The 19353-nt window shown below is 70.9% G+C and carries 14 protein-coding genes; 5 read left to right on the top strand and 9 right to left on the bottom strand.

Annotated features, from left to right (window positions below):
* Nucleotides 1-259: 259 nt before the first annotated feature.
* From ABD793_RS05400 to ABD793_RS05390, 3 genes are all read right to left on the bottom strand, one after another.
* The gene (locus tag ABD793_RS05400; protein ID WP_344855969.1) at nucleotides 260-3079 is read right to left on the bottom strand and encodes a vitamin B12-dependent ribonucleotide reductase; all 2820 of its coding nucleotides are present in this window, start codon (nucleotides 3077-3079) and stop codon (nucleotides 260-262) included.
* Between the two features lie 37 nt (nucleotides 3080-3116).
* A complete protein-coding gene (nrdR, locus tag ABD793_RS05395; RefSeq protein WP_344855967.1) occupies nucleotides 3117-3608 on the bottom strand; it encodes a transcriptional regulator NrdR in 492 nt (163 codons plus the stop codon).
* A 307-nt stretch (nucleotides 3609-3915) separates the two neighbouring features.
* Complete coding sequence (locus ABD793_RS05390; RefSeq protein ID WP_344855965.1) at nucleotides 3916-4209, bottom strand: LysM peptidoglycan-binding domain-containing protein; 294 nt, start codon at nucleotides 4207-4209, stop codon at nucleotides 3916-3918.
* Between the two features lie 1283 nt (nucleotides 4210-5492).
* Between ABD793_RS05390 and lexA the strand changes: the two genes are divergently transcribed.
* The gene (gene lexA, locus ABD793_RS05385; RefSeq protein ID WP_344855963.1) at nucleotides 5493-6209 is read left to right on the top strand and encodes a transcriptional repressor LexA; all 717 of its coding nucleotides are present in this window, start codon (nucleotides 5493-5495) and stop codon (nucleotides 6207-6209) included.
* An 899-nt stretch (nucleotides 6210-7108) separates the two neighbouring features.
* Here the strand turns inward: lexA and ABD793_RS05380 are convergent.
* From ABD793_RS05380 to ABD793_RS05370, 3 genes are all read right to left on the bottom strand, one after another.
* Nucleotides 7109-8089 carry a hypothetical protein gene (locus ABD793_RS05380; RefSeq protein WP_425548664.1) on the bottom strand — a complete coding sequence of 327 codons (981 nt, stop codon included), beginning with the start codon at nucleotides 8087-8089 and terminating at the stop codon, nucleotides 7109-7111.
* Between the two features lie 86 nt (nucleotides 8090-8175).
* Entirely contained in the window at nucleotides 8176-9636 is a 1461-nt protein-coding gene (hflX, locus tag ABD793_RS05375; protein ID WP_344855959.1) for a GTPase HflX, read from the bottom strand.
* 43 nt (nucleotides 9637-9679) lie between these two features.
* A complete protein-coding gene (locus ABD793_RS05370; protein WP_344855957.1) occupies nucleotides 9680-10183 on the bottom strand; it encodes an ArsR/SmtB family transcription factor in 504 nt (167 codons plus the stop codon).
* A gap of 62 nt (nucleotides 10184-10245) precedes the next feature.
* On the opposite strand from ABD793_RS05370, the gene ABD793_RS05365 reads away from it, so the two are divergent.
* The gene (locus ABD793_RS05365) at nucleotides 10246-11511 is read left to right on the top strand and encodes an MFS transporter (RefSeq protein ID WP_344855955.1); all 1266 of its coding nucleotides are present in this window, start codon (nucleotides 10246-10248) and stop codon (nucleotides 11509-11511) included.
* Between the two features lie 316 nt (nucleotides 11512-11827).
* Here ABD793_RS05365 and ABD793_RS05360 read toward each other — a convergent pair whose 3' ends face one another.
* On the bottom strand, nucleotides 11828-12709 hold the full coding sequence (locus tag ABD793_RS05360; protein WP_344855953.1) for an SDR family oxidoreductase: 882 nt from the start codon (nucleotides 12707-12709) through the stop codon (nucleotides 11828-11830).
* Between the two features lie 85 nt (nucleotides 12710-12794).
* On the opposite strand from ABD793_RS05360, the gene ABD793_RS05355 reads away from it, so the two are divergent.
* Nucleotides 12795-13373: a TetR/AcrR family transcriptional regulator gene (locus ABD793_RS05355; protein ID WP_344855951.1), complete on the top strand. Its 579-nt coding sequence runs from the start codon at nucleotides 12795-12797 to the stop codon at nucleotides 13371-13373.
* Nucleotides 13374-13432: 59 nt separating this feature from the next.
* The gene (valS, locus tag ABD793_RS05350) at nucleotides 13433-15946 is read left to right on the top strand and encodes a valine--tRNA ligase (protein WP_344855949.1); all 2514 of its coding nucleotides are present in this window, start codon (nucleotides 13433-13435) and stop codon (nucleotides 15944-15946) included.
* Nucleotides 15947-16060: 114 nt separating this feature from the next.
* On the opposite strand, the gene dapF is transcribed toward valS, so the two are convergent.
* Nucleotides 16061-16888, bottom strand: coding sequence for a diaminopimelate epimerase (dapF, locus tag ABD793_RS05345; protein ID WP_344855947.1), 828 nt, complete (start codon nucleotides 16886-16888; stop codon nucleotides 16061-16063).
* Nucleotides 16889-16897: 9 nt separating this feature from the next.
* Nucleotides 16898-17818 (bottom strand): tRNA (adenosine(37)-N6)-dimethylallyltransferase MiaA, encoded by a 921-nt coding sequence (miaA, locus tag ABD793_RS05340; protein ID WP_344855945.1) that lies wholly within the window; start codon nucleotides 17816-17818, stop codon nucleotides 16898-16900.
* 215 nt (nucleotides 17819-18033) lie between these two features.
* On the opposite strand from miaA, the gene ABD793_RS05335 reads away from it, so the two are divergent.
* Nucleotides 18034-19347 (top strand): DUF349 domain-containing protein, encoded by a 1314-nt coding sequence (locus ABD793_RS05335; RefSeq protein WP_344855944.1) that lies wholly within the window; start codon nucleotides 18034-18036, stop codon nucleotides 19345-19347.
* The last annotated feature ends 6 nt before the right edge of the window (nucleotides 19348-19353 follow it).

Below are 19353 nucleotides of genomic sequence, written 5' to 3'. Positions count from 1 at the left end.
CCGACCGGATGTGCTGCCGTGGCGCGGAAAATGTGCAGGTTCGGTGCGGAAATCCGGCGTGCCGCCAGTGCAAGTCGCGCGCACCGACGGACACGAACAGGAACCGGCGCACCCGTCTGCTGCCGGGACCTGATGCTGACACCGTCGCGTTACGGCGTCCCTGCAGCTCACCACGGTCATCGTCGAGGCTGGCCGCCCACCCGGCACGGCAGACCGCACCCGGCGACAGCTGCGTCGGGTGCGGTCCGAGGGGTGCCGGTCAGCTGCAGCCGGACGTGGCGCCGCAGCCCTCGCACGCGTAGCAGGAGCCTGCGGGGCGCATCTTGGTTCCGCAGGTCATGCACAGCGGGGCGTCGGCGGCCTTGCCGAGGTGCAGTTCCATCAGCTCGGCCGTGCTGTGCGCGTCGGCTTCCGTCTCCGACTCCGGTTTCCCCGCACGCGCGGCGACCGGCGAGGAGTCCACGCTGGTGCGCAAGGCCTCCAGGTCCATGGTGCCGCCGTAGTTCGCCTCGACTTCGGCCGAACGCTCGTCGGCGGTGAAGATGCCGAGCTGAACGCGCTTCTCGTAGGGCAGGTAGTCGAGAGCGAGGCGGCGGAACAGGTAGTCCATGACGCTGGTCGCGATCCGGATGTCCGGATCGTCGGTCATCCCGGCCGGTTCGAAACGCAGGTTGGAGAACTTCGAGACGTAGAACTCCAGCGGGATGCCGTGCTGCAGGCCCACCGAGATGGACATCGAGAACGCGTCCATCACACCGGCCAGCGTGGAGCCCTGCTTACCGAGCTTCACGAAAATCTCGCCGAGGCCGTCGTCCGGGTACGAGCCGGCGTGCAGATAGCCCTCCGCGCCGCCGACGGTGAACGACACCGTCTGGCTCGGGCGCTTCTTCGGCAGCCGACGGCGCACCGGCCGGTACTCGACGACCTTCTCCGCCTCGGTTTCGGCCTCGGCTTCCTTCTTCTTCGCGGTGGACAGCGGCTGGCCGACCTTGCAGTTGTCGCGGTAGATCGCAAGTGCCTTGAGGCCGAGTTTCCAGCCCTGGAAGTAGATCTCCTCGACGTCCTCGACGGTGGCCGACTCCGGCATGTTCACCGTCTTGGAGATCGCGCCCGAGATGAACGGCTGTACCGCGGCCATCATCCGCACGTGTCCCATCGGCGCGATGGACCGATCGCCGACCGCGCAGTCGAACACCTCGTAGTGCTCCGGACGCAGGCCCGGCGCGTCGACCACGTGGCCGTGCTGTGCGACGTACTCGACGATCGCCTCGACCTGCTCGTCCTGGTAACCGAGCACGTGCAGGGCCCGCGGCACGGTCTGGTTCACGATCTGCATGGACCCGCCGCCGACCAGCTTCTTGAACTTCACCAGCGAGAAGTCCGGCTCGACGCCGGTGGTGTCGCAGTCCATCATGAAGCCGATGGTGCCGGTGGGCGCGAGCACCGAGGCCTGTGCGTTGCGCCAGCCGTTGCGGCCGCCCAGTTCGATGCCCCGCTGCCACTCCTGGGAAGCCAGCGCGCGGACCGCCGCGTCGTTGGAGTGGTGGGTGCGGATGAGCTCGTTGGCCGCGGCGTGCTTGCGCATCACCTGCTGGTGCGCTTCGGCGTTGCGGGCGTAGCCCTCGTACGGTCCGACCACCCCGGCCAGCTCGGCCGAACGGCGGTAGGAGACGCCGGTCATCAGCGAGGTGATCGCGCCGGCGAGCGCGCGGCCGCCCTCGGAATCGTAGGCGTGGCCCAGCGCCATGAGCAGCGCGCCGAGGTTCGCGTAGCCGATGCCCAGCTGGCGGAACTTGCGGGTGGTCTCGGCGATCGGCTCGGTCGGGAAGTCGGCGAAGCAGATCGAGACGTCCATCGCGGTGATGACGAACTCGACCGCCTTCGCAAACAGCGGCGCGTCGAAGGTGCCGTCCTCGGACACGAACTTCAGCAGGTTGAGCGACGCGAGGTTGCAGCTGGAGTTGTCCAGGTGCATGTACTCGCTGCACGGGTTGGACGCGCTGATCCGGCCGGACTCGGGGCAGGTGTGCCAGTCGTTGATCGTGCCGTCGTACTGCATGCCCGGATCGGCGCACTCCCACGCGGCCTTGGCCATGCCACGGAACAGCTTCTTCGCGTCGGTGCGTTCGAGCACCTCGCCGGTGAGCCGGGCACGCAGGCCGAAGTCGGTGCCGTTCTCCACAGCCTGCATGAACTCGTCGGTCACCCGGACGGAGTTGTTCGCGTTCTGGTACTGCACCGAGGAGATGTCCGCACCGGAGAGGTCCATGTCGAACCCGGCGTCGCGGAGGACCTTGATCTTCTCCTCCTCGCGCGCCTTCGTCGCGATGAACTCCTCGATGTCGGGGTGGTCCACGTCGAGCACGACCATCTTCGCCGCGCGCCGGGTGGCGCCGCCGGACTTGATGGTGCCCGCGGAGGCGTCGGCGCCGCGCATGAAGGAGACCGGTCCGGACGCGGTGCCGCCAGAGGAGAGCAGCTCCTTCGAGGACCGGATCCGGGAGAGGTTGAGGCCCGCACCGGAGCCGCCCTTGAAGATCAGGCCCTCCTCGCGGTACCAGTTCAGGATCGACTCCATCGTGTCGTCGACGGCGAGGATGAAGCACGCGGACACCTGCTGCTTGGACGAGGTGCCGACGTTGAACCACACCGGGGAGTTGAAGCTGAAGACCTGGTGCAACAACATCCAGGTGAGCTCGTGCTCGAAGATCTCGAGGTCGGCGGGACCGGCGAAGTAGCCGTGCTTGGCGGCCGCGCCGACGTAGGTCTTCACCACCCGGTCGATGAGCTGCTTGAGGCTGCCCTCCCGCTGCGCGGTGCCGACCGCGCCGCGGAAGTACTTGCTGGTGACGATGTTCGTCGCGTTGACCGACCAGAACTCGGGGAACTCGACCCCGCGTTGCTCGAAGTTGACGCTGCCGTCGCGCCAGTTGGTCATCACGACGTCGCGCTTCTCCCACGCGACCTCGTCGTACGGGTGCACCCCTTCGGTGGTGAACACCCGCTGGACGCTCAGCCCGTTCGTGGCCTTCTTCTTGCTGCGTCCGGCGGCCGCGCCGGTTCCCACGGTTTCGGTCATGCGGTCCTGTCCCTCACTCCCCACGCACCGGCGACGTTCAGTCGGCCTCGGCGCGCTCGCCTGCTGTGTCCTCCGCGCTGCCCGCCATGGCTTCCCTCAGGTCGGAGATCTCCTTCTCGAAGTCCTCGACCGAGGAGAACGAGCGGTAGACGCTGGCGAACCGGAGGTAGGCGACCCCGTCGAGTTCCCGGAGCGGGCCGAGGATGGCAAGGCCGACCTCGTGGCTCGGGATCTCCGCCAACCCGGCGGAACGGATCGACTCCTCCACCCGCTGCGCGAGCTTCTGCAGCGCGTCGTCGTCGACCGGCCTGCCCTGGCAGGCCCGCCGTACGCCGTTGACCACCTTGTCCCTGCTGAATTGCTCGGTGACGCCGGATCGCTTGACGACGGCGAGCACCATCGTCTCCGACGTGGTGAAGCGCCGGCCGCACTGCGCGCACGAGCGCCGCCGCCGGATCGCCTGACCCTCATCCACCTCTCGGGAGTCGACGACCCGAGAGTCCGCATGCCGGCAGAACGGGCACCTCATCCGCCGATCACCTTCCCTCCGCGCCGGCCGATTCCTGTTCCCGTCCGGCCCCTGCCGCCACGCTACGGCCTGAGCCCCGATCACCCCACGCGACCCCGCGCCTGGTGATCGACATGTGGACATCCGGTGGGTGAACGCCGGTCAGCTGTGGATAACTGACTCCAGTCTACCCCTACCTGTGGACCAACTACAGCGGTGTAACTACTAGATATAGGGGTAGACCTTAGATCGCCCCTCGAATGGACGCAAGCGGCACGAGCGGGTGAAAGACGGTTCCGGCGGCCCGCGACCGCACCGTTTCCGAGGGTCACGACCCGGCGCTCGGCGCACCTTCGGCAACCGGCACGGTGAGCGGCAACCCGGGCACGAGGACGGCGTCGTCCAGGCGGTTCAGCGTTTTGATGCGGTCGACCACGGCGGCCTGATCGGCGTCGGGCGCGAACCGGGCGGCGAGAGCGCTCAGCGTGTCACCGGCCCGTACCGAGACCGACGCGGTCTGCTCCGGGACCGCACCGCCCGGAACCCCGGCGCCGAAAACACCCAGTCCGGTGACGATCAGGCAGGCCGCCGCCGCGATCGCGAGCAGCCAGGGCCACCGCACCGCAGGCCGCCGCGTCTCCGGGCAGGTGGCCGGCCCACCCCGTCGCCCCGCGACGACCCGCGCCCGCGTGGGCGGCCGCACCAGTTCACCACGCCGCTCCCGCGCGGTGCGCCCCGGACCGGGCGGCGCCACAGGAACGTGCCGGACCCCGCTCCGTCGAGCCGGCACCTCCCGGATGGCCGGTTCGACCACGGACGCCTGCCGGGCACAGGCTCCGCCCGCCGACCCCGCCCGCAGACGGGACCCAGCCGCGAATCCGGGCCGGACATCGGACCCGGCCACCTGCTCGTGCCCGACACCGGGCTCGTCCACCGGCACCTGCCGGAGACGAGCTCCACCTGCCCGCGCCCGCTGAGCACGGGACTCCTCCACCGACGCTTGCCGAACGCGAGGTCCGTCCTCCGCCGGGCGAGCAAGCGACCGACCTGCCCGCGCCCGCTGAACACGAGCCCCGTCCTCAGACGCTTGCCGAACACGCGGGTCGTCCCCCGGCACCTGCGGAGCACGATGCCCGCCCGCCACCACCTGCCGAGCACGGGACTCCTCCACCGACGCGCGGCGGGTGTGGGACCCGGCCGCTGCCTGCCCGGTACGCGCGCCGTCTTCCCGGGTCGGGCGCGTCTGGGACTCGGGCGCCTTCCCCTCGCGGCAGCCGGGCTCGTCGGCCGGTGCGCGCCGTGTCGGAAAACCACCCGTGCGAGTGATCCGGGTACCGGTCCGCGGGGGGTGCGTCTCGCGGGTGGCCGACTCGTCCTCCGGTGCCTCCGCGGTGTTCTGCCGTCCGGTGCGGTCGCGCCGGGCAGCCCCTCCGGAGCCGGTGCGGTCGCGCCGGGCAGCCCCTCCGGAGCCGGTTCGGGCCGGGGTGTCCGGCGTGGTGGCGTCGGCCGCCCGGCCGGCGGGGGCGGGCATGAGCGGGCGGACGAACCCGCGGTCGGCCAGGATCGACATGACGAAACCTCCTCGTGACCTGCTGCTCCGTCCGGCCCGGGGTGCCTGCCGCGGCGATGCGACCCAAGTCGAACAGGCGTTCTATCGAACGTCCGTGCGAAGGTCTACCACCCCGCACCGACAAAATCGAGAGGACACGGCGTGTCGATCGAACAGATGTTTGAAATCGTCGCTCGCGGTGGCTAACGTCGTTGATCAGGAGATCTGCCCAGGCAGATTGCGCCGGCGCGCGGAAGCGGGGCCGGTGTGCGCGGCAAAGCGCGGGACGCCGACCGGCGGCCGCGGGAGGAGCTGGAGGCGACGCAGCGTTGGAGAAGGACACGGCTAGGAGCACTGTGGCGAAGGGGCCCGGACCCGATCCGGACCCGGCCGGCGGTGGCAAGGTCAGCGCGCTGCCGGAGGTGTACGACGTGGACGAGACACTGACCGTCCGCCAGCAACAGGTGCTGGACGTGATCCGCACCTGGGTGAGCCGGTTCGGCTACCCGCCGAGCGTGCGCGAGATCGGCGAAGCGGTGGGGCTCACGTCCACCTCCTCGGTGTCGCACCAGCTGCGGTCGCTGCAGCGCAAGGGCTACCTGCGCCGCGACGCGAACCGCCCGCGCGCAGTCGGGGTGCTCGCATCCACCGACGACAACCCGATGGGCATCGACATCGATCAGCAGCCGCCCATGCCGAAGGCGGCGTACGTACCGCTGGTCGGCCGGATCGCCGCCGGTGGGCCGGTGCTCGCGGAGCAGGCGGTCGAGGACGTCTTCCCGCTGCCGAGGGAGATCGTCGGCGAGGGCGAGCTGTTCCTGCTGAGCGTCACCGGCGATTCGATGGTCGACGCCGCGATCACCGACGGCGACTGGGTCGTGGTCCGCCAGCAGCCTGCCGCCGAGAACGGCGACATCGTGGCCGCCATGATCGACGGCGAGGCCACGGTGAAGACCTTCAAGCGCACCGAAGACCACGTCTGGCTGATGCCGCACAACGAGGCGTACGAGCCGATCCCCGGCGACGACGCGACGATCCTCGGCAAGGTCGTCGCGGTACTGCGCCGGCTCTGATCCACGGCGGGGGCGCCGGAACACGACCTGTGGTGCCCCCGCGAACGGTTCCGCGTCCCGTGCGACGAGCCCGGTCCGGCACAGCCCGGTCCGGCACGTCGCCGACCGCACGCAGTGGGAGTTCGATCCCGCCAGCGCGTCCGCCCGACGCCGAATCTCCACGCTGACGCGCCGTGGCCGGATGGAGCGCCCGGCCGCGGCGGCTGACGGCGCGGCAACACCTTCCGCATCGACAGTGTGTCCACTGAGGACGGACTACACCGCCGGCGGCAGGCTCGGCCGGAAGCAACGGCCCTGCAGCAGGAACCCCGACGTCGACAGTGCGTACCGCTCAGCAGAAGCCGACCTCCGGGCGGCGCACCAGCACAGCAGGAAAGCCAGCCGCCGCACCACGACCAGCCCGACAGAAACCCGATCACCACCCAGCACGACACAAAACCACGTGGGCGCCCGAACAGGACCCCGCCGCCGAGCGGCACACTCCGCCCGGCCGGAAAGCCACCGGCCAGACCACGGCCGGCCGGGCAGAAATCCGCCCGCCGACGGGTGCAAGCCGGCACGGCACGAAAGTCATCGGCCACATCGCGACCAGGCCCGCGGAGACGCATCGCCGCCAGCACAACTCCGCACAGTGGAACGCCACCCAGCCACACCATGGCTGGGCCAGCGGAAACCAGACGACCGCAAGCACAGCCCCACCCGACAGCGAAACCACCCAGCACCGCGCAGCCCATCCGGCACCAACCTCACCACCACAAACACACCCCACCCGACAGCGAAACCACCCAGCACCGCGCAGCCCATCCGACACCAACCTCACCACCACAAACACATCCCGCCTGACGGCGAAACCACCGACCAAGCTCACCGTCGGCAGTGCATGCTGGGCGGCGCGGAGGTTACCGGCGGCGGCGTAGGCGGCTCAGCAGGAACCAGCCGCCGAAGACCACTGCCACTGCGATGCCGGCGGCGGGCAGCATGGGTACGCCGTTGCTGTTCTCCGCCGACGATGATGACGACGCCGACGGCTGGTCGGCGGTGCCATCCGGTGGGGTGGGTGATGGGGCCGCGACGAGCGACGTCGCGTTCCGGATCGTGCGGACCGGCTGGCCGGTGCCCTCACCGGCGGAGAGCAGGGTGCCGTCCGGTTCGAATGCGAGTGCTTCGCCCTGTTTCTCGTTCGGCAAGGCTACGCGTACCGGCTCGCGGCGCAGTGCCGCGGCCACATCGCCGTCCGGGGCCGGGTACAGGTACGCGTCGGTGTAGGTGCGCACGGCGACCACCGTCCCGTCGGCGCTGGTGGCTCCGCCGGTGACGAGCACCGAACCGAACGACCCGACCGGGCCGCCCGGGGTGTCGGTGCTGTGCACCCGCAGCGTCCCCACCTGCTCGAGCGGGGTCGGGCCCGGCGATGCCAGCGGACCGGTCGGCCGGTACACCTTCGCGTCGCCCAGCACGTCCTTGGTCACGAGATACGGCGTGCCTGCCCGATCGAGCAGCAGGGCCTCGGCGTCGTGTGCGCCGTCGGGGTAGGTCAGCCGGTGCAGGACGACCGAGCCGCCTGCGGGCTTCATCTCCAGCAGTGCCACGGTGCTGCGCTGGTGCCGGTTGTCGCCGGTGTCGGAAAGCCACAGTGTGCCGTCGGCGGCGCGGGCCAGATCCTCGACGTCGTACGGGTCGGTGGGCGCGGACAGCACCCGCTGCACCGCGCACTTGCGGTCGAGCACGAAAACCTGCACCTTCGTGCCGCCGTCGTTGATCGCGTACCAGTGCGCACCGTCCGAAACCAGGCCGGACAGCTCGTTCACCCGCGAATCGGTGATCCGGCATGCCGTTTCCGGCGCCGGGGCGGCCGCCGCGGGCATCGCCCCGATCAGCATCAGCACCGCAGCCACGGCCAGTACCACCCGCACCCGCTCACCTCCGTAGTGCGCGGGCCGGGTCGCCCGCGCACTACGGAAGACGTTCAGAGCGCCGAGGAGTTGGTCTCGAACCGGCGCAGCGCCGCGGCGAGGTCCGGGCGGACCCGCACCCGCAGCCGCGTGCCGTCGGCGAGGTGCTCCTCCTCCAGCACCTGGCCCTCCGCATGCGCCCTGGCCACGAAATCGCCCCGCGCGTACGGCACCAGCACCTCGACCAGCGTGTCCGGCCTCGGCAGCTGCTCCGCGAGCACCTCGGCCAGCTCGGACACGCCCGCACCGGTGCGGGCGGACACCTGTACCGAACCGGGCAGCGCGTGCCGCAGCCGGGCCGGGGTGACCTCGTCGGCGGTATCGGCCTTGTTGATCACCAGCAGTTCCGGCGGCAACGGGTCCTTGCGGCTCCGGGTGATCTCGGCGAGCACCTCGCGCACCGCGTTCACCTGTTCCTCCGGTGCCGGATCGGAACCGTCGACGACGTGCAGCAGCAGGTCGGCGTCGGCGGCCTCCTCCAGCGTGGAGCGGAACGCGTCCACCAGCTGGTGCGGCAGGTGCCGGACGAACCCGACGGTGTCGGTGAGCGTGAACGCACGGCCGTCGGCGGTGCGCGAACGCCGCGTGGTCGGGTCCAAGGTGGCGAACAGCGCGTCCTCCACCAGCACCCCGGCCCCGGTCAACGCGTTGAGCAGGCTCGATTTACCGGCGTTGGTGTAGCCGATGATGGCAACGCTGGGCACCTCGTTGGCCACCCGCCTGCCGCGCTTGGTCTCGCGGATGGTGTCCATCGCGGCGATCTCCCGGCGCAGCTTGGACAGCCGCTTGCCGATCCGCCGCCGGTCGGTCTCCAGCTTGGTCTCACCGGGACCGCGCAGGCCCACGCCGCCGTTCGCGCCGCCTGCCCGGCCACCGGCCTGACGCGACAGCGCCGAACCCCATCCGCGCAGCCGCGGGATCAGGTACTGCAGCTGGGCAAGCTCGACCTGCGCCTTGCCCTCGCGCGAGCGGGCGTGCTGGGCGAAGATGTCCAGGATCAGGGCGGTCCGGTCGATCACCTTGACCTTGACCTTGTCCTCCAGCTGGCGCAGCTGGCCCGGCGAAAGCTCGCCGTCACAGATCACCGTGTCGGAGCCGGTCGCCACCACCACGTCACGCAGCTCCCGCACCTTGCCGGAACCGATGTAGGTGGCCGGATCGGGCTTCGTGCGCCGCTGGACGAGGCCTTCGAGCACCTGCGAACCGGCCGTCTCGGCCAGCCTGGCCAGCTCGGCCAGCGAGGCGGCGGACTGTGCGGCGGTGCCTTCGGTCCACACGCCGACCAGCACGACCCGCTCCAGGCGCAGCTGCCGGTATTCGACCTCGGTGACGTCCTCCAGCTCGGTGGACAGGCCCGCGACGCGGCGCAGTGACGCGCGGTCCTCGAGCTCCATCTCGCCGACGGAGGGGTCGTCGTACAGGTCGGTGTCGTTCGGGTCGTTGTCGTTCGGGTCGGTGTGTGTCAGTTCTGTCATCGTGCCTCCATGGTCCCACGTTTCCGCGCGGGAGCCGAGCGCATTACCTGCTGGGATAGATCGAGACGTAGACCGCGGTGCGTTCCGCGGCCGGATCGCGGGGCCGCCGGCGGAACTCGTCGAGCAGATCGCCCATCCGGGCCTTGAACTCCTCGATCTCCTCCGGCGGAAGCTGGAACACGAGCCTGCTCGCGTCGACCTCGGCAGGTTCGGCCTCGGCAAGCTCGGCGAGGAACGCCTCCAACATGGCCTCGCCGACCCCGGTCGACGGCTCGTCGTACGACAGTTCCCAGGAAAGACCGGTGGAGAGGTACGGGATCTCCTTCGCCCCGCGAGCACCTCGCCGCGGCTGTTGCGGGACGAGGAAACCGGTGTCGACCAGACGTCGCACGTGATGCAGCGTGGTCGCCGGATCGCGGCCGAGCCGCTGCGCCAGTTCCTGGTTGGTCATGGCCTCGAAAGAAGTCAACCGGATGATCCGCAGCCGTATTCCGGACGCGAGCGCGGCCGCCTCGGCCTCGGTGGAGCGACGTCGTTTCCTCGGCACTCCGCCAGCCTAGGCGGAGTGAGTAATTGACACTTTCCAATCGCTTGACAACACTCGGCCGTGTGAACCGCGACTCGTTGTTCTTCCACGCCGGTTTCCGCCGGCTCTGGGCAGGCGACAGCGCGAGTCAGCTCGGCACGTTCGTCGGGATGACCGCCATCCCGCTGCTGGCGGCGGTGACGCTCGCCGCGACGCCGTTCGAGATGGGCCTGCTGACCGCGGCCGAGACACTGGGTTTCCTGCTCATCGGGCTGCCCGCCGGGGTGTGGGTGGACCGGCTGCGCAAACGGCCGCTGATGCTGACTGCCGATCTGGTGCGCGCGGTGCTGCTGCTCAGCATCCCGTTCGCGTGGTGGGCGGGCGTGCTGACCATGGCACACGTGCTCATCGCCGTGCTGCTCACCGGTTTCGCAACGGTGTTGTTCGACGTGTCCTACCAGGCCTACCTGCCCGCACTGGTGGGCCGCGCCCGGCTGCTGGAGGGCAACGCGAAACTGCAGGGCGTGCAGTCGTCCGCGCAGATCGCCGGGCCGAGCCTGGCCGGCGTACTCGTGCAGTTCCTTGGCGCAGCGAGCACGGTCGTGGTCACCGGCGCCGGATACCTCACCTCGGCGCTGTGCCTGTGGCGCATCCGCACCGTGGAGGACCGGCCGTCCCGCACCGGGCACGATCGCCTGCTGCCGCAGATGCTGGAAGGCCTGCGGTTCGTGATGACCGACCGGCCGTTGCGCGCGATCGTGGCGTGCACCGCGACCTCGAACCTGTTCGGCGCGGCCGGGCAGGCGGTGGAAGTGGTGTTCCTGACCAGGACGGCCGGGCTCGCCCCGGCCGAGGTCGGCGTGCTGCTCGCGGTGGGCGGCATCGGCGGGATCCTCGCCGCACTGTGCGCCGGACCGGTCATCCGGCGGCTCGGACAGGCCCGTTCGATCTGGCTCGTCCCGGTACTGAGCTGGCCCGGCGCCCTGCTGGTGCCGTTCGCCGGTCCGGGCTGGCGGCTCCCGCTCGCCGGGCTCGGCCTCGCCGCGGCGGGCTTCGGCGCGATCCTCTACAACATCGCGCAGGTCTCCTACCGGCAGGCGATCACGCCGGACCGGTTGCTGGGCCGGATGAACGCCAGCGTCCGGTTCGTCGTGTGGGGCGCGATGCCGCTCGGCGGGCTGCTCGGCGGCGCGCTCGGCGAAGGGCTGGGCCTGACCGGCGCGCTGTGGGCGGCGATGGGCGGGCAGCTCATCGGTGCGCTCTGGGTGATCTGCTCGCCGCTGCGGCGGATGCGGGACCTCCCGGTCGCGCCGGAAACGCCGGCACCCGCCGCGCAGCCCGGATCCTGAGGACCGCGGCTACTGGACGCCGAGGGACGTCGACGTCGCGGAAACCCCGGGCCTTCCGGCAATCCTCGTGACGGACGAGACTGACCCACCACGCCCGGCCGGACGAGCCGCCATCGGTGGTTCGCCACCGCACCGTGGTCCTGCCCAGCCGAACGCAACGGCCGGATCCACTTCTCGCCATCCACCGGCGCGAGGCCGACGAGCATCGTCCGGTGACGGGTCCCGATGCGGACCTTCGCACCGGGGACACCGGGGCCCGCTCACCGACTTCGACCCGTCACGCCGCGGACAGCCGGGGCACGGCCGTGGCCGACGGTCAGGGCTGGATCTTCTCCAGGTCCTCCAGCAGACGCGGCTGCTTCGGCTCCCAGCCGAGCACCTGCCGGGTGTGGGCGCTGGACGAGGGCTGGTCGGCCGAGAAGATCCCGCCGAGCGGACCGTAGATCTCCGGGTCCACCTGCTCGACCGGCAGGCCCAGCCGACGGCCGATGACCGCGGCGATGTCGCGTACCTGGTCCCCCTCGTCGGCCACGGCGTGCCAGGCGGTGCCGGCTTCGGCCTTCTCCAGGGCGAGCCGGAAGAGGACTGCCGCGTCGAGCGCGTGCACGGCGGGCCAGCGCTGGGTGCCGTCGCCCGGGTAACCGGACACTCCGCTCTGGCGCGCGATATTGGTCAGGATGCCGGCGAACCCGCCCGCGCCTTCGTTGTGCACTGTGCGCGGCAGGCGGATCCCCGAGGTCCGGACCCCGCGCGAGGCCAGGTCCAATACCGCCGTGACCGCGCGAGCGCGACCTCCGACCGGCCCCTCGGTCGACAGCGGGTCGGCCTCGGTGGAGGCGCGCCCCGGCACATCAGGCGTGCCCGAGACCGTGACGATCGGACGGTCGCTGCCGATGAGCTCCTCACCGAGAGTGGTGAGGGCGGTGCTTTCTTCGGCGACCGTCTTCGCCAATGCCTCGGCGCTGCTGAAGTCATTGCCGAACGCCAGGTGGATCACCCCGTCGGTCTGCGCGACGCCGGCGCGGAGGACGTCCAGATCGGCCAGGCCGCCCCGGAGCGGTTCGGCACCGGCCTTCTCGACGGCCTGCGCGGACGCCTCGGACCGGGCGAGTGCGAGGACGGTGTGACCGTTGCCGAGCAGCTCGGCAACGACAGCGGAGCCGATCAGGCCGGTACCGCCGGTGACAAAGACGCGCATGGAACTCTCCCGCAAGTGATGGGACTCTTGTCTCGTCACCCTAGCAGAGTAACGGGACAAGAGTGCCATCACATAGGATGAACTCATGGCTCGGTGGGAACCCGGCGCACGGGAACGCCTCGTAATGGCTGCGGTCGATCTGTTCACCGAACAGGGGTACGACGCCACCACGGTGGCGCAGATCGCCGAACGGGCCGGGGTCACCAAAAGCACCTTCTTCCGGCACTTCCCGGACAAGCGCGAGGTGCTGGTGGCCGGGCAGGAGACGCTGAGCCGGTTGCTGGTCGAGGGCATCTCCGGCGCGCCCGATGACGCCGGTCCGCTCGACGCGGTCGCGGCCGGGCTCGAGCGCGCCTCGAGCGCGATGGGCCCGATGAATCGCGAGATCGCCCCTCGGCTGAAGGCGGCCGTCGCCGCCAGCGCCGAACTTCAGGCGCGCGACGCGCTCAAGACCGTCAGCCTCGCGGCCGCGATGGCCGACGCACTGGTCGCCCGCGGCGTACCCGACGCGACCGCTGCGGTCGCCAGCGAACTGGCTTCCCTCGCCTTCAAACGCGGGTACGCCGAATGGTCCGACGGCAACCGTGCCGCCGAAGACGAGCTCGCCGACTACACCCTGGCGGCGCTGGACGAGCTGCGGGCGGCAAGCGCATCGCTGAGTTGACCCGGACGCCCGGTGACCACCCCGGCACAAGGCCACGACGGCACGTTTAGAGTCGTTCCATGAACGCCACTCCCGAGGTCCCACGCAAGGTCGGTGTCGACGGACTGGAAGCGAAGTGGGTACCGGTATGGGAGCACGAGGGCGTTTACCGCTTCGACCGCACGCGCGACGAGGTCTACTCGATCGACACCCCGCCGCTCACCGCGAGCGGTTCACTGCACATCGGGCACGTGTTCTCCTACACCCACACCGACGTCATCGCGCGCTACCAGCGGATGCGGGGACGTTCGGTGTTCTACCCGGTCGGCTGGGACGACAACGGCCTGCCCACCGAACGCCGGGTGCAGAACCACTTCGGCGTGCGCTGCGAACCGGCACTGCCCTACGATCCGTCGTTCGCCCCGCCGGAAAAGCCGGGCAAGAACGTGATTCCGGTGTCGCGGCGCAATTTCGTGGAGCTGTGCCGCCTGCTGTCCGAGGACGACGAGAAGGTCTTCGAACAGGTCTGGCGGCGGATCGGGCTCTCGGTGGACTGGACGCTGGCCTACCAGACCATCGATCCGGCGACCACACGCATTTCGCAACGCGCGTTCCTGCGCAACCTCGCCCGCGGCGAGGCTTACCAATCCGAAGCGCCGACCCTGTGGGACGTCACCTTCCGCACCGCCGTCGCGCAGGCCGAACTCGAGGACCGGGAGCGGCCGAGCGCCTACCACGATCTGGTGTTCACCTCCGATGACGGCGCCGAGGTGCTGATTTCCACCACCCGGCCGGAGTTGCTGCCCGCCTGCGTCGCACTCGTGACACACCCGGACGACGAGCGCTACCGCCACCTCGTCGGCCGGACCGTCCGCACGCCGGTGTTCGGCGCCGAGGTGCCGGTGCACGCGCATCATCTGGCCGACCCGGAGAAAGGCACCGGCATCGCGATGGTGTGCACTTTCGGCGACACCACCGACGTCACCTGGTGGCGCGCGCTGCAGCTGGACACCCGACCGGTCCTCGGGCGCGACGGGCGGTTCCGGCCCGAGGCACCGCACGGCATCCGGGCCGAAGCGTATGCGCCGCTGGCCGGCAAGACCGTCCACACCGGACGGCAGATCGTCGTGGACCTGCTGCGGGAGGCCGGCGCACTGCGGGGTGAACCGCGGCCGATCACGCATCCGGTGAAGTTCTACGAGAAGGGCGACAAACCGCTCGAGATCGTCACCAGCAGGCAGTGGTACCTGCGCAACGGCGGGCGCGACGAGGACCTGCGCGCGAAACTGCTCGACCGCGGGGCCGAACTCAACTGGGTGCCGCCGCACATGCAGGTGCGCTACCGCGGCTGGGTCGAAGGCCTCACGAGCGACTGGCTGATCAGCAGGCAGCGGTTCTTCGGCGTGCCGATCCCGGTCTGGTACCCGCTCGACGGGACCGGCGAACCCGACCACGATGCGGTGCTGGTGCCTGCCGAAGCGAGCCTGCCGGTGGACCCGAGCACCGACCTGCCGCCGGGGTACACCGAGGCACAGCGCGACGTGCCCGGCGGGTTCACCGCCGAGCCGGACGTGATGGACACCTGGGCCACGTCGTCGCTCACCCCGCAGATCGCCGGCCGCTGGGGCACCGACGACGCGCTGTTCCGCCGCGTCTTCCCGTACTCGCTGCGGCCGCAGGCGCACGAGATCATCCGGACCTGGCTGTTCTCCACCACGGTGCGCGCCGAGCTGGAGGAGGGCGTGCTGCCGTGGCGGGACGCGGTGATCTCCGGCTGGGTGCTCGATCCGGACCGTAAGAAGATGTCGAAATCGGTGGGCAACGTCGTCACGCCGGCGGATCTGCTGGAGCGGCACGGTTCCGACGCCGTGCGCTACTGGGCGGCGAGCGCCCGTCCGGGCGTGGACACGGCGGTGGACGAAGGCCAGATGAAGGTCGGGCGACGGCTCGCGACGAAGCTGCTGAACGTGAGCCGGTTCGTGCTCGGGCTCGGCCTGCCCGCCCCGGACGCGGTCGCCACCGAAGCACTGGACCGATCCGTGCTCGCCGCGTTGGGCCGGGTGATCGGCGACGCCACCGCGGCGTTCGAGGCGCTGGACCAGGCCCGCGCACTGCAGGCGACCGAGACGTTCTTCTGGACCTTCTGCGACGACTACGTGGAGCTGGTGAAGGGCCGCGCGTACGGCGACCGGGGCGAGGCCGCCGCCGGATCCGCCAAGGTGGCGCTGACGACCGTGCTCTCCGCACTGGTCCGGATGCTCGCGCCGGTCCTGCCGTTCGCGGCCGAAGAGGTGTGGTCGTGGTGGCAGGAGGGCTCCGTGCACAGCGCGCCGTGGCCGAGCGCACCCGATACCGACGGGGACACCGCGTTGCTGCCGCTCGCGGGTTCGGTCATCGCAGCGGTGCGCCGGGCCAAAACCGATGCGAAGGTGTCGATGCGGTCCGCGGTGGAAACGCTCGCCGTGGCCGGGCCGCCGGACGTGCTCACCGGCTTCGCCGCGGTGTCCGACGACGTGCGCACCGCCGGCGCGGTCGGCACGGTGACCACCCGCCACGGCGACGGCGAGCTGTCCGTGGAGGTGACGATCGGCTGAGCTGCCGCGGTCGGCCGCCGGAACCACCCTTCGCCCGCTCGGCCGCAGCAGCGAGCCGCGGGCAAGGAGATCCCGGCCGGCGCGCGACCACCCGGGCACGCACCCGGGAACTCCTTACCTGCCGGCGGCGGCCCACCAGGCTTCGTCCAGTTCGCCGCGCGCAACGATCTCCGCCGGGCCGGTGAGGGTGGCCGAACCGCGTTCGACGGTAACCAGCACCCGTCCGCCCGGGATGTCCACTGTGGACTCCCCGGCGTCGGTGCCGGCCAGGTGCAGTGCGGCGGCCACCGCGGCGACCGTGCCGGTGCCGCAGGCCCGGGTCTCCCCCACGCCGCGCTCGTGCACGCGCATCCGCAGTGCGCCGTCGCCGAGCACGTTGACGAATTCCAGGTTCACCCCGGACGGGAACACGTCGTGGTCGAAATCGGGCTGATCGCGCAGGTCCAGCACGGCCACGTCGTCGTCGAGCACGGACACCAGATGCGGGTTGCCGACGTCGACGGCCACACCGGAGAACGGCCGTCCGCCGACCACCGTGACCGAGGTGCCGGTGATCGTGGCCGGTCCCATGTGGACGGTGACCGAGCGGTCCGGGTGCACGGTGACCGGCCGGTCGCCCGCACGGGTACCCACGGTGAACCCGCCCTGTCCGGCCAGGCCCGCGTCGACGAGGTAGCGGGCGAAGACGCGCACGCCGTTGCCGCACATCTCGGCGATCGAGCCGTCGGCATTGCGGTAGTCCATGAACCACTCGCCCTCCGACGCCACGCCGAGCGCGCTCGCGCGGACCACCCGCAGCACCCCGTCGGCACCGAGGCCACGCTGCCGGTCGCACAGTGCGGCGACCCGCTCCGTCGTCAGATCGAGGCGGCCGCACAGGTCGGGCAACAGCACGAAGTCGTTCTGCGTGCCGTGGCCCTTCAGGAATTCGATACCGCCCATGGGGCCAGGCTACTGGGCGAGCGCGGTGAGAACTCCCTCGGCCAGGTCCGGTTCCGCACCGTCGAACCACCGGATCCGCCGGTCGCGGCGGAACCACGACCGCTGCCGTCGCACGAACCTGCGAGTGGCCTGTGCGGTGGCCGCGGCGGCCGCCGCGAAATCCCCTTCGCCGTCCAGCTCGGCCAGTACCTGCTGGTAGCCCAGCGCGCGCGAGGCGGTCTTGCCTTCCCGTAGTCCGCGGCCTGCCAGCTCGCGGACCTCGTCGACCAGACCGGCCGCGAACATCCGCTCCACCCGCAGGTCGACCCGGTCGTCCAGTTCGGCGGCAGCCCGATCGACACCGATCAGCACGGTGCCGTAGCGCGCCGGACCCGGTTTCGGCAGATTCGCCGAGAACGGCTCGCCGGTGATCTCGATGACCTCCAGCGCCCGCACGATGCGGCGGGTGTTCGTCGGCAGGATCGCCGCCGCGGCCGCCGGGTCCCGCTCCCCCAGCCGGGTGTGCAGTGCGGCGGTACCGACCTCGGACGCCTCGGCGTCCAGCCGCGCGCGGACCGCCGGATCGGTGCCGGGGAACCGCAGATCGTCGAGCACCGCCTGGACGTAGAGCCCGGAGCCGCCGGTCAGCACCGGGGTCCGGCCTGCCGCGAGTATCCCTTCGATCGTGCTCCGGGCAGCACGCTGATAGGCGGCGACGGACGCCGTTTCGGTCACGTCGAGTACGTCGAGCAGGTGGTGCGGCACTCCCCGGCGTTCCTCCGGCGTCGCTTTCGCGGTGCCGATGTCCATCCCCCGGTAGAGCTGCAGCGCGTCCGCGTTCACCACTTCGCCATCGAGCGCCAGCGCCAGGTGTACGGCCAGCGCCGTCTTCCCGGTGGCGGTCGGACCGACGACGGCCACCGGGAAGGGCGGCTGAGCTGGGCTGATCACGCTGGTGAAGGCTACCCGGGCGGACGCGGAGGAGGGCACGGAGCGTCCGGGAGAAGTAGGATCACTGGTTTCAGGCGGCTCTTCCGGTACCACGGCGGGCGCTGAGCTGCTTGAATGCCGCTGGGGCCCCATGCCCCCGCACGACAGCGCAACCCGGCCCCGCCGCACGGTGGGGCGCCCGCAGCCGCGGGCGTACAGGCGATAAGGAGCCTGCGATGGCCCAGGAGAACACGTCCCCCGGTACCCCGGCGCCGCACCCGGTGCCGCACGCGCACGGCGCAGGCTCTGCCGCGCCGGCCGTGCCGCCCGCGGAAACCGCCCCGTCCACCTGGGGACGGATCGACGAAGAGGGCACCGTCTATGTCTTCACCGCCGAGGGTGAGCGGACCGTCGGGGTGTGGCAGGCCGGCACCCCGGAGGAGGGCCTGCTGCACTACGCCCGCCGCTTCGACGACGTGCGGACCGAGGTGGAGCTGCTCGAGACGCGGCTGAAGTCCGGTGCGGGCGATCCGAAGCACGCGCTGGCCACCGCGACGCAGATCAGGGACGGGCTCGGCGAGGCCGCCGTGGTCGGCGACCTCGCCGCGCTGGCGGCCAGGGTCGAGTACGTGCTCGGCGTCGCGGAGAAGGCGCTGGCCAGCGTCAAGCACGAACGCGAGGAGGCGCGGGCGGCGGCCGTCGCGCGCAAGCAGGTGCTGGCCGAGGAAGCGGAGAAGATCGCCGCCGAATCCACCCAGTGGAAGGTCGCGGGCGACCGGCTGCGCGCGATCCTCGACGAGTGGAAGACGGTCAAGGGCGTCGACCGCAAGACCGACGACGAGCTGTGGAAGCGGTTCTCGAAGGCGCGCGAAGCGTTCAACCGGCGCCGCGGTTCGCACTTCGCCGAGCTGGACAAGCAGCGGGCAAGCGCGAAGCACCGCAAGGAGGAGCTGATCGCCGAGGCCGAGGCGCTGTCCGATTCGGCGGACTGGGGCCCCACCGCGGGCCGGTACAAGGACCTGATGGCCGAGTGGAAAGCCGCGGGCCGGGCTCCGAAGGACAGTGACGAAGCGCTGTGGCAGCGCTTCCGCGCCGCGCAGGACGCCTTCTTCGCGCGCCGTTCGGCAGTGTTCTCCGAACGGGACGCGGAATTCGCCGGTAACGCAACGCGCAAGGAGGAGCTGCTGGTCGAGGCGGAGAAGATCGACGCCTCGGCGAACCTCGACGCGGCCAAGGCGGCGCTGCGCCGTATCCAGGAGCAGTGGGACGAGATCGGCAAGGTGCCGCGCGAGCGCATCCGTGAGCTGGACGGCAGGCTGAAGGCGGTACAGGACAAGGTGAAGGCGGCGGAGGACAGCCGCTGGCGCCGCACCGATCCGGAGGCACAGGCCCGCGCCGCGCAGTTCCGCGAACGCGTCGAGCAGTTCGAGACGCAGGCCGAGAAGGCCCGTGCCGCCGGTGACGAGCGCCGCGCGAAGAAGGCCGAGGACCAGGCCGCGCAGTGGCGGGAGTGGATGCAGGCCGCAGAGGCCGCCGTCGCCGACCGCTGATCCGCC

It is taken from the genome of Amycolatopsis ultiminotia (genome assembly GCF_039536925.1).
In the GTDB taxonomy this organism is placed as follows: Bacteria; Actinomycetota; Actinomycetes; order Mycobacteriales; family Pseudonocardiaceae; genus Amycolatopsis; species Amycolatopsis ultiminotia.
This window is presented reverse-complemented; position numbering and strand designations above follow the sequence as displayed.